The organism is Parvimonas pharyngis (assembly GCF_046569675.1).
GTDB lineage: Bacteria > Bacillota > Clostridia > Tissierellales > Peptoniphilaceae > Parvimonas.
In genome coordinates this window covers 26,043-39,119 of the sequence record NZ_JBKICJ010000005.1, presented here as the reverse complement: position 1 = coordinate 39,119, position 13,077 = coordinate 26,043, and the positions used below count along the sequence as shown (strand labels likewise).

The 13,077-nt window shown below is 26.1% G+C and carries 13 protein-coding genes; 4 read left to right on the top strand and 9 right to left on the bottom strand.

Features of this window, described 5'->3' with window-relative positions; all coding sequences use genetic code 11:
* Positions 1-43: 43 nt before the first annotated feature.
* The 4 genes from ACLGL0_RS06400 to ACLGL0_RS06385 all read left to right on the top strand — a co-directional run bounded on the left by ACLGL0_RS06400 (position 44) and on the right by ACLGL0_RS06385 (position 4,309).
* Complete coding sequence (locus ACLGL0_RS06400) at positions 44-1,588, top strand: PucR family transcriptional regulator (protein WP_411014064.1); 1,545 nt, start codon at positions 44-46, stop codon at positions 1,586-1,588.
* Between the two features lie 126 nt (positions 1,589-1,714).
* On the top strand, positions 1,715-2,437 hold the full coding sequence (locus ACLGL0_RS06395) for a DUF5058 family protein (protein ID WP_411014063.1): 723 nt from the start codon (positions 1,715-1,717) through the stop codon (positions 2,435-2,437).
* 1 nt (position 2,438) lies between these two features.
* Complete coding sequence (locus tag ACLGL0_RS06390; RefSeq protein ID WP_411014062.1) at positions 2,439-3,095, top strand: hypothetical protein; 657 nt, start codon at positions 2,439-2,441, stop codon at positions 3,093-3,095.
* A gap of 35 nt (positions 3,096-3,130) precedes the next feature.
* Entirely contained in the window at positions 3,131-4,309 is a 1,179-nt protein-coding gene (locus ACLGL0_RS06385) for a M20 metallopeptidase family protein (RefSeq protein WP_411014061.1), read from the top strand.
* Between the two features lie 47 nt (positions 4,310-4,356).
* Here ACLGL0_RS06385 and ACLGL0_RS06380 read toward each other — a convergent pair whose 3' ends face one another.
* The 9 genes from ACLGL0_RS06380 to ACLGL0_RS06340 form a co-directional block, all read right to left on the bottom strand.
* Positions 4,357-5,064 carry a CPBP family intramembrane glutamic endopeptidase gene (locus tag ACLGL0_RS06380; protein ID WP_411014060.1) on the bottom strand — a complete coding sequence of 236 codons (708 nt, stop codon included), beginning with the start codon at positions 5,062-5,064 and terminating at the stop codon, positions 4,357-4,359.
* A 49-nt stretch (positions 5,065-5,113) separates the two neighbouring features.
* Positions 5,114-5,848 carry a CPBP family intramembrane glutamic endopeptidase gene (locus tag ACLGL0_RS06375; protein ID WP_411014059.1) on the bottom strand — a complete coding sequence of 245 codons (735 nt, stop codon included), beginning with the start codon at positions 5,846-5,848 and terminating at the stop codon, positions 5,114-5,116.
* A 26-nt stretch (positions 5,849-5,874) separates the two neighbouring features.
* Positions 5,875-6,573: a CPBP family intramembrane glutamic endopeptidase gene (locus ACLGL0_RS06370; protein ID WP_411014058.1), complete on the bottom strand. Its 699-nt coding sequence runs from the start codon at positions 6,571-6,573 to the stop codon at positions 5,875-5,877.
* 79 nt (positions 6,574-6,652) lie between these two features.
* On the bottom strand, positions 6,653-7,360 hold the full coding sequence (locus ACLGL0_RS06365) for a CPBP family intramembrane glutamic endopeptidase (protein WP_411014057.1): 708 nt from the start codon (positions 7,358-7,360) through the stop codon (positions 6,653-6,655).
* A 483-nt stretch (positions 7,361-7,843) separates the two neighbouring features.
* A complete protein-coding gene (locus ACLGL0_RS06360; protein WP_411014056.1) occupies positions 7,844-8,494 on the bottom strand; it encodes a YaaA family protein in 651 nt (216 codons plus the stop codon).
* Positions 8,495-8,606: 112 nt separating this feature from the next.
* Positions 8,607-9,779, bottom strand: coding sequence for a cation diffusion facilitator family transporter (locus ACLGL0_RS06355; protein ID WP_411014055.1), 1,173 nt, complete (start codon positions 9,777-9,779; stop codon positions 8,607-8,609).
* A 2-nt stretch (positions 9,780-9,781) separates the two neighbouring features.
* Positions 9,782-10,276, bottom strand: coding sequence for an anaerobic ribonucleoside-triphosphate reductase activating protein (gene nrdG / locus ACLGL0_RS06350; protein ID WP_314558162.1), 495 nt, complete (start codon positions 10,274-10,276; stop codon positions 9,782-9,784).
* A 12-nt stretch (positions 10,277-10,288) separates the two neighbouring features.
* Complete coding sequence (nrdD, locus tag ACLGL0_RS06345) at positions 10,289-12,412, bottom strand: anaerobic ribonucleoside-triphosphate reductase (RefSeq protein ID WP_314558161.1); 2,124 nt, start codon at positions 12,410-12,412, stop codon at positions 10,289-10,291.
* A gap of 235 nt (positions 12,413-12,647) precedes the next feature.
* The gene (locus ACLGL0_RS06340) at positions 12,648-13,052 is read right to left on the bottom strand and encodes a YbaN family protein (RefSeq protein WP_411014054.1); all 405 of its coding nucleotides are present in this window, start codon (positions 13,050-13,052) and stop codon (positions 12,648-12,650) included.
* Positions 13,053-13,077 lie beyond the last annotated feature (25 nt).

Sequence of the window (13,077 nt, the reverse complement as noted above, 5' to 3'; positions counted from 1 at the left end):
GTAAAATATATAGTAATTAATTAATCTTAGAAAGGAGTAAAAAATGAAATTAACTGAAATTTTGGATATGTTTAAAGATTTTGAACTACTTACTAATTTCAATATAGATGATATTGAAATTTTACATACTACAGTTCTTGATGCTCCTGATGGAGCAACATTTGCTTGTGGAAATGAGTTTGTAATAAGTTCTGGATATCTTTTCAAACAAAACGAAAAAGAGATTACAAACTACATTAAAAGATTAAAAAAATTAGGTTGTTGTGCTTTAGGAATAAAGATAGAAAGATATTTTAGTGAAATTCCTGAAGAAATGATAAAAATTGCAAACGAACTAAGATTTCCTATAATTAATATTCCTATATATTATCCTTTTTCAGCAATTTTAACTCCTATTTTAGCAAAACTTATAGACAGCAAAGTTGATAATCTAACAAAAACCGAAAAGATTAGAAATAATTTTATTAGAATTGTAGTAGAAAACAAATCATTAGAAATAACTTTAAATTATCTATACAATTTATTAAAAATCGATTATATTTTCTATGACTATTTTTTAGATAAAAAATATTATAATAAAGAATTTTCAGAAACACATAAGAATTTTTCAAAAAGTGTTTTCAGCAAGAATAAAGAAGTTGGAAAATTAGTTTTAAATACAACAAAATCTAAATTATCAGAGTTTGATAATACAATAATAAAATATGCTTTAGAGATTGTGTTAATACAAATAGAAAAAGAAATAACAATAGTTAAACTAAAAGAATATTATTTAAATGACTTTATTAGTGATATTCTAAGTGGCAATGTTCGTTCTAAAGAGGAGCTATTAACTAGGGCAAAACTATTCAGTATTGATATAAGTGGATATAACTCAGTTGTAATTTTTGATATAGATAATTTTAAATACAATTTAGTTGAAAATCCACTAGAAAATATAAAACTTGAAGAAGTAAAAAGAAAAGTATTTGACAAAATATTACAAAATTTCGAAATTCTTAAAAGTAAAGCATTGTACTATAAAAAGAGTGATAGTTTAGTATTAATTACAAAACATAATTCAATTGATACTACATTATTATATCAATTAGAATCTCTAGTAAAAAGGATAAAACAAATAGTTAAAGAGAATTTTTACTTTACTTTTACTGTTGGAATGGGAAATATTCGTGAAGATATAATAGATATAAACAAGAGTTATCAAGAAGCTATGGATTGTATTAAGATAGGAAGACTTTTACAAGAAAATGATGGAATTTTCAAATATGATGATATAGAATTCTTCAAAATTCTGAATAATACTATAAATTCTTCAAAAACGCCTAGATTTATAAATGATGTTATAAAACTTGTCAATTATGATAAAGAAAAAGATACTACTTATTTTGAAACTTTAACACACTTAATTGAAAATAATTGGAGTCTAAAACAAACTTCAAAAAAACAATTTTTACATTACAATACTATTAAATATAGATTTGAAAAAATATCTGAAATTATTAATAAAGATTTAGATGATTACAATACTAGATTTTTATTAGAATTAGGTTACAGATATATAAAACTAAATAAAAATATGATAGATTAATACGACTGTTAAAATAACAGTTGTATTTTTTTACTAAAAAAGTATATTTTTTTGTAAAATATTCCATAGGAATAGAAATTTTTTTAAGTTATTATATAGACATATAAAAAATTAGGAGGAATTCAAATGGAATATTTAAAAATCGCCAATAGTCCAATATTTTGGATTTTATGTTTACCAGTAGGGCTTTTAGTATTAATTCAAGCTTACATATTTTCAAAAAAGGCAATTCAATCTGCTGATTTAGTTGATTTGTCAAAAAGTGATGCAAAAAAAGCATTTAAAATTGGAGCTGTTTCTTCAATAGGACCTGCATTAGGAGTTTTCGTAGTAATGCTTGGTCTTATGTCAGTATTAGGAGGACCTCTTTCTTGGATGCGTCTTGCTATAATTGGTTCAGCACCTGCAGAACTTGCAGCATCAAGTATGGCTGCAAAAGCTATGGGAGTAGAACTTGGTGGAAATGGATTTGAATTAGTTCACTTCGCAAATGCCGCTTGGGTAACGGCATTAAACGGAAGTGCATGGTTATTAACAACAGGACTTTTCTCTCATCAATTAGATAAGATTACTAAAAAAGTTTCTGGTGGAGATGCAAAAAAACTTGGAGTTATAAGTATCGCTGCTATGTGCGGATCATTCGCTTATCTTTGTGGAGCAGAAATAATGAAGGGATTAAATCCTGAAACTAGACCTTTCATGGTTTCAGCAATAGGAGCTGCAGTTGTAATGTTTGGTTTAACAAAATTATCAGATAAATATCCAAAATTTAAAGAATACACTTTAGGTGTTGCAATGTTAGCCGGAATGTTATCAGCTGTAATTTATTTAAAATTAGGAGGTATGTAATATGAATAATTACGATAAATCTTTTACTAAACCTATTATAAGATATGGAAGTTTTACAAATTTAATTGCTATACCTCTATGTTTTATACCAGCAATTTATTTATGGATTGCTAAAGGAGCTTTTCCAGGTTGGGGTAATATTTTAACTGGTTGGATGTATACAGCATCAATGTTTGCTATTTACTCAGTAGTTGAACCAATTTGCTACTTCCCCATTTTAGGCTTACCTGGTACATATATGTCATTCTTATCAGGAAATATCGGAAACATGAGAGTACCTTGTGCCGTAATAGCTCAAGAAAGTTTAGGAGTAGAACCAGGTACTAAAAAAGCTGAACTTATTGCAACTTTAGGTATTGCAGGTTCAATTTTTACAAATATTATCATTATAACAATAGCAGCTATTGGAGGACAAGCATTGTTAAGTTTATTTCCACCAGTAGTATTAATGGCATTTAAATATGTATCATCTGCAATTTTCGGAGCAATGTTTGCAATGTTTGCATCAAAAAATTTAAAATATGGTACATTTGCAATAGTTATAGTAATGGCTATGTTATTATCAAAATCATTACCAGTTTATTTAATGATTCCTATAGCAGTATTTTCAACTGCAGCTTTTGGAATTTTTGACTATAACAAAAAGAACAACAAATAATTTTAATATAATTAGAAATTTTAAATAGGAGTATTATGGACTTAATTAAAGATATTAAGACTTTAGAAGAAAAAGTTATTAATTGGAGACGTGATTTACACAAAATTCCAGAACTTGGAAATGATCTTCCATTAACTACAGCTTATCTAAAAAAAGTTTTAGATGAAATTGGTGTTGAATATAGAACAGACTTCCCTAATAATTCTTCAATTTTAGTTACAATTAAAGGAGAACTTGAAGGAGATAAATGTATTGCTTTAAGAGCAGATACAGATGGCCTTCCAATGCCAGAATTTTTAGATTTACCTTTTAAATCTACAAATCAAAATATGCATGCTTGTGGTCATGATGCACATGCTGCGATGATGTTAGGAACAATCTACGCATTAAATCAAATGAAAGATAAAATACGTGGAACAGTTAAATTCTTATTACAACCTGGTGAAGAAACAGGATCAGGTGCAATTGATATGATTAAAGGTGGTGCTTTAGAAGGAGTTGACTTCATATTAGCATTACACAATGGAAATACAACAGATGAACTTGATGAAGGTAAAATTGGTGTAAAATATGGTTCAATGATGGCTTGTATGGATAAATTTACTATAAAAGTAAAAGGTAAAGGAAGCCATGGTGCTTATCCTCATATGAGCATAGATCCAATAACTACATCAACTCATATTATTTCAGCAATTCAAGATATAGTTTCAAGAGAAATAAATGCTGTTGATACTGCTGTAATCTCAGTTTGTATGATAAATGCAGGAAGTGCTTTTAACATAATTCCAGAAGAAGTTGAAATAGTTGGAACAGTTAGAGCTGTTTCAAAAGAAATTAGAGCGTTTATAGCTACAAGAATTGAAGAAATTGCAACTAATATGGCAATTGCAATGAGAGCAAAAGCAGATTATGAATACCATTATGGTCCACCACCTGTTGTAAATAATAATGATATCGTAGACTTTGCTAAACAAAGTGCAATTAATGCATTAGGCGAAGAAAATGTTCAAGTTTTACAAAAGCCAATCCTAGCTGGTGAAGATTTCGCTTACTATCTTGAAGAGAAAAAAGGTGCTTATGTATTTTTAAGAAACCCTCTTTATGTTGATGGTATTGCCTACCCTCACCACAACGGAAAATTTGGACTTAATGAAAAATATTTCATAAATGGAGTAAAATTCTTCGTTCAAGCAGTACATGATTATTTAAAATAAATTTAAAAGCACCTAAATAATATTAGGTGCTTTTTTTATATTCTATTTTATAAAACACTTGTCTTTAAAACAAATGAAAGTATTACAATTCCAGTACTAAATACAATATGTCCAACTATAGCACTTTCTATTCTCTTTGTCTTTAAATAAACATATCCAAAAGTTAAGGAGATAATCACAATTTCTACTACTATAGGAAGTGTATATTTTAAATTTATAAGTGCAAACAATATTCCTGATAAACAAGCCGGTGTGAATAATCGTACAAATTTGTATCCACCTTCATATAAATCATATAAATAGCCGAATACTACATTTCTATAAACTATTTCAGTTACAAAAGGAATAATAAAAACTAAATTTATTAATGAGATTTTATTATTAGAAACCACATTTTTAATTCTAATAAATTCCCCTGTCATATCATAACTATAACCTAAAAATCCTAAAATTTTAAATAAAATTTGAATTACAACCAGTAAAGCTATCCCAGAACATGCTCCAATCAAAATAGATTTTAATAAAGGTTCCTTTTTACCATCTTTGGAAATTGAATTTGTAGGGAATTTTTTACAAAACAAATATACAATAATCGCAAAAATCAAAGTTAAAGCAATATTTATATTTGTTAAGTTTTTAATCACAAATTCTGATTTTATATACTTATTTGCCAATGTAGGAAATCTTGAAATTCCTAAAAAATACACCAATGATAGCAAGAATGATACAATAAAATTTTTTGTCTTAACACTCATAGCTTCCTCCTAAAATTTTTATTTTATAATAAGTTTTTTTATGTTTAAATTAGAAAAAAACATTCCTAATTATTAAAAATACATTAATTAAAACATGAACTGTTATAGAAGCACTGATTCTCTTAGTATATAAATATACTGCTGAAAAAGATATTCCATATATAATATACTGAATCATAGCTAAATGAAATACACCATCATGTATTGAACCGAAGATTATTGATGATACTACTATAGATGTTATTATCCTAATATATTTATTACAACCCGAATGTAAATCATACAAATATCCAAACAGTATTCGCCTATACACCATTTCTTCATATATACTCACCAAAGACATCGAAAATAAACTTACAAACAAATTAAGTCTTTCAGTACCACTAATATTTTTTGCATTCAAACTATAAATCTCAAGTTTGAAAATGCTTTCAATGTACAAAGCAAAATATATAATCAACATAGTAAAAACAAAAACTAAAATTGAAATAATTATAGATTTTTTTAAGTCCATTTTTTCTGAACTATCTATAGAATTTAATTTTCCATCAAATACATACTTTATAATCAAAAATATTATACAATTCCCAAATAGGCAACAAATCCCACCAACAAAGAAATTATTTACAATTGGATTTTCAAAAAATTTAAAAACAAATATTTTTCCAAAAAATAAAGAATTTAAAATTTTCTGCCTAAAGATAAATTCAAAAAATAGAAACATTAAAGCAGGAAAAATCCACTTTTTAAAGTTTTTTATATTTAATAAATTAGTATCTAGCATTGTTTTCTCCTTTATTTTCTAATTTTTTATAATAATCTTCTAAGATATGGAATTAAATTAATTAAAATATGGACAATAATAGGTGATGATAATCTTTTAGTATAAACATATAAACTGGATAAAATTATACCGGAAGTAACATAATATAGCATATAAGGATGAAAAACTCCATTATGTATTGAACCAAATACTATGGATGATACAATTGTTGCAGTAATAAATCTAATATATTTATTACATCCTGAATGTAAATCATATAAATATCCAAATAATAATTGTCTATATACAATTTCTTCAAGTATAGGTCCCGCAAATGATACTTCAAAATATGTGAATATACTCACTTTTTCTGATGCTTTTATGACACTATCATTAATACTTTTAACATTTCCAAATACATTATAAATAATAATGGAAATAATTTTATCAAAATTATAACTAATTATAAATACTACTATTGAAATCAATACTGATTTTAGTAAATTCATTTTTTTAGAATTATCTATTGAATTAAATTTATCCTTATATACAAAATGAATTAAACATATAAAGAAAAGTATTCCAACAACATGAGCAATAAAATATATCATAGCAAAACTTTTTAAACCATATACCACAGAAAGTTTAACAATATTTTTACTATAATAGTTATAAGCTAAAAATATCAAAATCGGTAATATCCATTTTTTAAAGTTTTTTATATTTAATAAATTCGTTTTTTCCATAACTAACTCCTATACAATATTTTTTAAATATACTGTATTTTTTTAAACTCTATCAATAAAAACAATTACTTATAAACTTCTAATTCAAAAGAAACATATTTATTCCCATTCCCACAATATTTACACAATGATGTGTAAATCCTACGACATAAATATTTTTACAATATTTATATTGATATGATAAAATCATTGACATAAATACATAGTGAATCATTCTATAGTCAAATAATCCCTCATGCAATATACCAAATACTATTCCAGAAATTAAACTTGCAGTAAAAAATCTAACATATTTGTTCGTTCCGTTATAAATATCATATAAAGTGCCAAAAAAGTATCCTCTAAATATAATTTCCTCTGCATATGCTGAAAATAAAGTAATAAATACATAATTCAAATAATTATATTGAAAAGCAAAAAAATCTGTCTTACCAAAACTATCACCCGATATTTTAAAATAAAATAAAAGTTTAGTTAATGCAATTCCAAATACTATAATTAAAGTTAAAGAAATAATCACTGATAATATATATTTCTTTAAGTTTTTTATTTTAAATTTTTCACTGTTTTTTTCTATTGAATTTACATTTCTCAAAAAAATGCTGAAAAAAATTATAATTACATAAAGGGCTATCTCGTACTTTCTAACTACATTTACAAAATCCATTCCCCACGAATATATTTTTCCCTTATTTAAAAAAGAAACTAAATTTTCCATTTGACCTGACATCAAAACTAAATATAAAACTATAAATCCTATTATAATACTTCTTTTAATCTTTGCCATAAATCTAACTCCAATCATTTAATTTACAAATTAATAAATAAAATTAGCCATATTTTACCTAAAAAAACGTAAATGCAGTACAATAATTGCTATGCAAAGTTATGATACCAAAAGAAAACGTATTTGTCAAATGGATTTCACAAAATTCGGAAAAAGAATATAATATTGTAATTATTTTTTCTATTTTATTGTAAATACTATATTTGCTAACAAAAATTTTATAATTACTTATAATTTTTTCTTATAATTAAATTACTATTCTTAATTTTTTAATTTTAGGTAAACATTTTTATAAAAAATATTTTAAACAAAAAAACTCCAAAAGTTTTTACACTTTTGAAGTAATAATTATAAAATAAAAAATATTTACTTAATACTACTCTGTAAATCTAATCCCTAGTATGTAATCTCAATAGAAATTAAAAGAATTGAATATAATCTAGTCCTTATTTTGTTTACTCATATTCTAAATTTATGAGATTTCTAGCTATTTTTCACAAATACAAATTTATTTTCTAAAGACATTTCTCCAATAAATACATATCCGTCTTTGTCAAATTTCTTTATATCTTCAATATTTTCAATTTTATTTTTAGTCATAAAGTTAAGCATCATTCCCCTAGCTTTTTTTGAAATCGTAGAATGTTTTTTTAACTTTCCATCTACTTTTTCATAAAATTCAAAATCCAAAATTTGCTTCTCTGAAATGTACTTTTTAACTGTTTTTGAAAATTCTTCACTTGCAAGATTAACAATGAAATCTGTATCTTTTAAAATGTTCTTAGCAATATCATCTTTCCAATAATTATATAAATTTCCCATTTTTGTTTTCATAAGAAAATCTAGTCTATATGGATTAATTAAATCAAAAGGTTTAAGCGCACCATAAAGTGCAGAAATAATAATTAAATGCTCTCTTATATACTCTAAATCGCACTCATCAAAATCTTCTCTTTTTATATTTTTATAGCACATTCCGTCATACATAAAAAAAGCCTTACAGTAATATTTTGATATCAAAACTTCCGGAACATTTTTTAAAATTTCATTTGTTTTATCAGAAAAATCAAATCCTGAAAAAAACCTCTCACAAGTTTTAGAAATTGTCTTTGCAGGTGATAAAATTATTTTCATATTTCTCTCCTTAAATCTATTTTAAAATAGCAATATTCCAAATAAATTACTACTTTGATTATATTAAAAAATCTCATTATAGTCAATAAAAAAATAGCACCGAAGTGCTATTTTATAAATAATCATATAATATTGTTATTGATGTTTTTAAATTATTATCATAGTTTTTAATCAGTTCTTCTATCTCACATTTAAATATATTTTCATCAAATGTTTTACTTAATTTATTTCCGTATAATGCTACTTGCATACCTACAAAATATTCCTCTCCTTCTTTGTAGATTGCAAAATCGTGAATTGATTTTATATATTCAAACTGATTTTTCCAATTTTCAGTAATTTCTTTTAATTCAATTTCTCTTTCCGTAAAGTTTCCACCAACAGGTTCAACATGTATAACAAGTACAATTTCATATTTATCATAGATTTCTTTTTCAATAAGGCTCATAAGATTATGTGCTTTTACTAGACTCATTTCACAATCAACTTCTACGTCAACAGTACCAATTGTTTTTAAATGTCCATATTTATGAAAAGTATAATTATGAATTCCTAATATTTCACTATGATTTTCAATGTCCGTCAATACTAATTTGATAAGCTCTAAATCAGGAGTTTCTCCAATAAGTTCGCTTATCGTTTCTCTTGCTAGAGAAAAACCAGAAAATAGTATAAATGCTGAAACCACAAGTCCTACAACTCCATCTACTGGAAATGTTGTATAATCAGAAACAATCATAGCAATTAAAACTACCGAAGTTGTAAAAACATCGCTTAGACAGTCAATAGATGTAGCCTTTAAAATGCTTGAATCTATTGCTTTTGAAAGTTTTCTATTGAAGAAACTCATCCAAAGTTTAACTACTATTGAAATCACTAAAAATATAATTCCAATTCTTCCCATTAGTATTTTTTCAGGATTGATTATTCTCTCTACTGATGTTTTGGTGAATTGGACACCAACTACCATTACCATCATAGATATTATTAAAGTTGTTATATACTCAACTCTACCATGTCCATAAGGATGATCTTTATCCGGTGGAGCAGAAGAAAATTTAAAGCCTAAAACTGTTGCAAATGAGTAAATAGCATCTGAAAAATTATTTACTGCATCTGCTGTTATTGAGACTGAATTCGCCAATATACCTATTAAAAATTTTGATATTCCTAAAGTAACATTTAAAAAAGTTCCTATCAAACCTGAAAAATAACCAACTTTTTTACGGTCATATTTATCTGTGTTTTCAATTTTCGAAATATTTAATATTTTTTTATATAACATAATTACTCCATAAATAGTATAATATTTCCACTTTCAAGTGTATTCTTTATATCAATAATTCTTTGATTTGAAGATCCTCTGAATTTTAAAGTTAAATCTTTTAATCTATAATCAAATCTCCCATCAACTAAGACATCACACTCTTTTAAGAGTTCGAATCTATCATCATCTTCCAGTATTTCTTCAAAAGTATATCCTGAATAAATCCAAATGTTTTTATTTACACTCTTTTTTATATCTCTAACAATCTCAAGAAGCTCTTTGGCATTTTGCATTGGCTCTCCACCAAGAAGTGTAAGACCTGATACATTTTCATCACGAAGATAGTCAATTACTTGATTAGTTGTATCTTTCGTCCAAATCTCCCCAAAATTAAAATCCATATATTTTCTATTAAAACAATCTTTACAATTATGTGTACAGCCAGTTACGAAAATACTAGTTCTGATACCAACACCATTTGCAACATCATAAGATCTTATCTGACCATATCTCATTTTACCCCCTCACTATATATGAAGAACCCTTGACTTGATTTCCTTAGTTCTACCTTCGTTCCAGAAATTTTCTCCAAGATATCCACAAGTTCTTCTAGTTACATTCATTTTTTGTTTATCTTTATTATGACATTGAGGACATTCCCATTCATTATAATCATTTACAATAATTTCACCGTCGAATCCACATACATGACAATAATCTGATTTAGTATTAAATTCAGCATATTGAATATTATCGTAAATAAATCTAATCATTTGTTCAACAGCTTCAACATTATGATTCATATTAGGAATTTCTGCATAAGAAATACAACCACCAGTTGATAATTTTTGGAACTCTTCTTCAAATCTAAATTTATCAAAAACAGAAATGTCTTCTCTAACATCAACATGATAACTATTTGTGTAGTATCCCTTATCTGTTATATCCTTAATTTCTCCATATTTTTTCTTATCAATAGAACAGAATCTATGAGTTAAACTTTCAGCAGGAGTTCCATATAATGAGAATGACATTCCTGTTTCTTCACTCCAACTGTCAGCTGCTTCTTTAATTCTCTTCATAACTTTAAGGGCAAATTCTTTTCCCTCTTCTGTTGTATGGCTAACACCTTTTACGCACATTGTGGCTTCATACAATCCGATATATCCTACAGAAAGTGTTGAATATCCATTTTCAAGATATTTTTTAATACTTTCACCCTTTTTAAGTCTTGCAATTGCTCCATATTGCCAGTGAATAGGTGAATTGTCACTCTTTACATTTTGAAGAAGTGAATTTCTAAATAAAAGTGCCTTTTTTACTGTTTCAAGTCTTTTATCCAACATTTCAAAGAATCCTTCTTCATTTCCTGTATTTAAAATTCCTATTTGAGGTAAATTCAAACTTACAACACCTTGATTAAATCTCCCTTCAAATTTATAATTTCCATTTTCGTCTTTATAAGTAGCTAGGAAAGATCTACAACCCATAGGTCCGAATACATTACCTTCATAATTTTCTCTAAGTTTTTTAGCAGAAATATAGTCAGGATACATTCTCTTTGCAGTACATTTTGCAGCAAGTTTAGTTAAGTAGTAATATTTACTATCTTCTCTTACATTGTTTTCGTCTAAAACATAAATCAATTTAGGGAAAGCCGGTGTAATATAAACACCTTTTTCATTTTTAATTCCTTCTAATCTTTGCTTTATTATTTCTTCAACAATTTGAGCAACTTCAGCTTCATACTCAAAACCATCTTCAACATACATAAAAAGAGTAACGAATGGACTTTGACCATTTGTAGTCATCAAAGTATTTATTTGATATTGAATTGTTTGGATACCAGCTTCCAATTCTTTCTTAGTCATTGCTCTTGCAATATTTTCAACATCTTCTTCATCAGTTAAAATTTCTTTTGCAAGTTTTAAATGTTTTTCATAGCTCTTTCTTAGATATTTTCCTAAATGAGCAACATTTAAACTTTGACCACCAAATTGACCTGAAGCAACTTGAGCAATAATTTGAGTCATTACAGTACAAGCAACTTGGAAAGATTTTGGAGTTTCAACCATCTTACCATTAATAACTGTTCCATTATCAAGCATATCTCCAATATTAACTAGACAACAGTTAAACATTGGTTGAATTAAATAGTCCATATCGTGAAGATGTATTGCTCCTTCATCATGTGCTTGAACAATATCAACTGGAATTAACATTCTTCTTGCGATATCTTTTGAAACTTCCCCAGCTATTAAATCTCTTTGAGTAGAAGCTAGAATTGCATTTTTATTTGAATTTTCATTTATAACATCTAAATTTGTCTTATCTAAAAGACCTAAAATACTTTCATCAGTAGTATTTTTAAGTCTTTTAAAAGTTTGAACAGCTTTATAATTTTCATATGCTCTTGCTGTTGCAGGATTACCATATTTAATTAAACTATAATAAACATGATCTTCTATGTCATATATACTCATTTTCTTACCAATTGTTGTTGCAAAAGTTTCTATCTCTTTAGCAATCTTTTCTGCTAGTCCTTCTTCATAAACTCCTGTACTGCTATGCATTGCTTTATTTATTGCAATAGCAATTTTTTTTGCGTCAAAATCAACTTCTTGACCATTTCTTTTTACAACCTTAATCATAACAACCTCCAAAATATTATTAAAAACACTTAAAAAATGCTTGATAGTAAGATTATAACATCAACAATATATATTGTCAACGATTTTTATATATACTATATATAGTATATTTTGTTGTTTTAGCCTTTAAAATCCATTGCAAATAATTTTATAACAATTAGTAGCATGATAAACTAAAAAGAATTTTTTAAAAATATTTTTAGCACAAAAAAACTGATATGAAAATCATATCAGTTTATATATTTTCTATTTCTTCTTCATTCTCTTTTAAAGTCTTTATTCCAAACATGAAATATACTACATGGAAAAACCAAACAATTGCTAATATAATTCTTCCGATTTTAGTATTTTTCATAAAATAAAAACCAGTTCCCATAGTTAATGTAAAAAATACTATAATTTTTAGTTTATGTTTTACTGTAAGACCTTTTCGGTTTGTAATCTTTTCTAAATTATTCTTATATAAATTTGTTCCTACGAACCAATCATGTAGTTTTGTAGAACTTCTTGTAAAGCAAAATAACGTAACAACATAAAATGGGAATGTAGGTAATAGTGGTAAAAAAACACCAACTGTACCTATTGCAAAAAAGATTAAACCTATTACAATCCATGTATATCTAACAATTTTGTTCTTCATATATTACCTCCATATCTTTGATATG

Bases quoted from the DNA above. Each gene is read 5' to 3' on its own strand.
- ACLGL0_RS06355 (WP_411014055.1), bottom strand. From the start codon at position 9,779: ATGTTATATAAAAAAATATTAAATATTTCGAAAATTGAAAACACAGAT.
- ACLGL0_RS06395 (WP_411014063.1), top strand. From the start codon at position 1,715: ATGGAATATTTAAAAATCGCCAATAGTCCAATATTTTGGATTTTATGT.
- ACLGL0_RS06380 (WP_411014060.1), bottom strand. From the start codon at position 5,064: ATGAGTGTTAAGACAAAAAATTTTATTGTATCATTCTTGCTATCATTG.
- ACLGL0_RS06400 (WP_411014064.1), top strand. From the start codon at position 44: ATGAAATTAACTGAAATTTTGGATATGTTTAAAGATTTTGAACTACTT.
- ACLGL0_RS06375 (WP_411014059.1), bottom strand. From the start codon at position 5,848: ATGCTAGATACTAATTTATTAAATATAAAAAACTTTAAAAAGTGGATT.
- ACLGL0_RS06365 (WP_411014057.1), bottom strand. From the start codon at position 7,360: ATGGCAAAGATTAAAAGAAGTATTATAATAGGATTTATAGTTTTATAT.
- ACLGL0_RS06390 (WP_411014062.1), top strand. From the start codon at position 2,439: ATGAATAATTACGATAAATCTTTTACTAAACCTATTATAAGATATGGA.
- ACLGL0_RS06340 (WP_411014054.1), bottom strand. From the start codon at position 13,052: ATGAAGAACAAAATTGTTAGATATACATGGATTGTAATAGGTTTAATC.
- ACLGL0_RS06370 (WP_411014058.1), bottom strand. From the start codon at position 6,573: ATGGAAAAAACGAATTTATTAAATATAAAAAACTTTAAAAAATGGATA.
- nrdD (WP_314558161.1), bottom strand. From the start codon at position 12,412: ATGATTAAGGTTGTAAAAAGAAATGGTCAAGAAGTTGATTTTGACGCA.
- nrdG (WP_314558162.1), bottom strand. From the start codon at position 10,276: ATGAGATATGGTCAGATAAGATCTTATGATGTTGCAAATGGTGTTGGT.
- ACLGL0_RS06360 (WP_411014056.1), bottom strand. From the start codon at position 8,494: ATGAAAATAATTTTATCACCTGCAAAGACAATTTCTAAAACTTGTGAG.
- ACLGL0_RS06385 (WP_411014061.1), top strand. From the start codon at position 3,131: ATGGACTTAATTAAAGATATTAAGACTTTAGAAGAAAAAGTTATTAAT.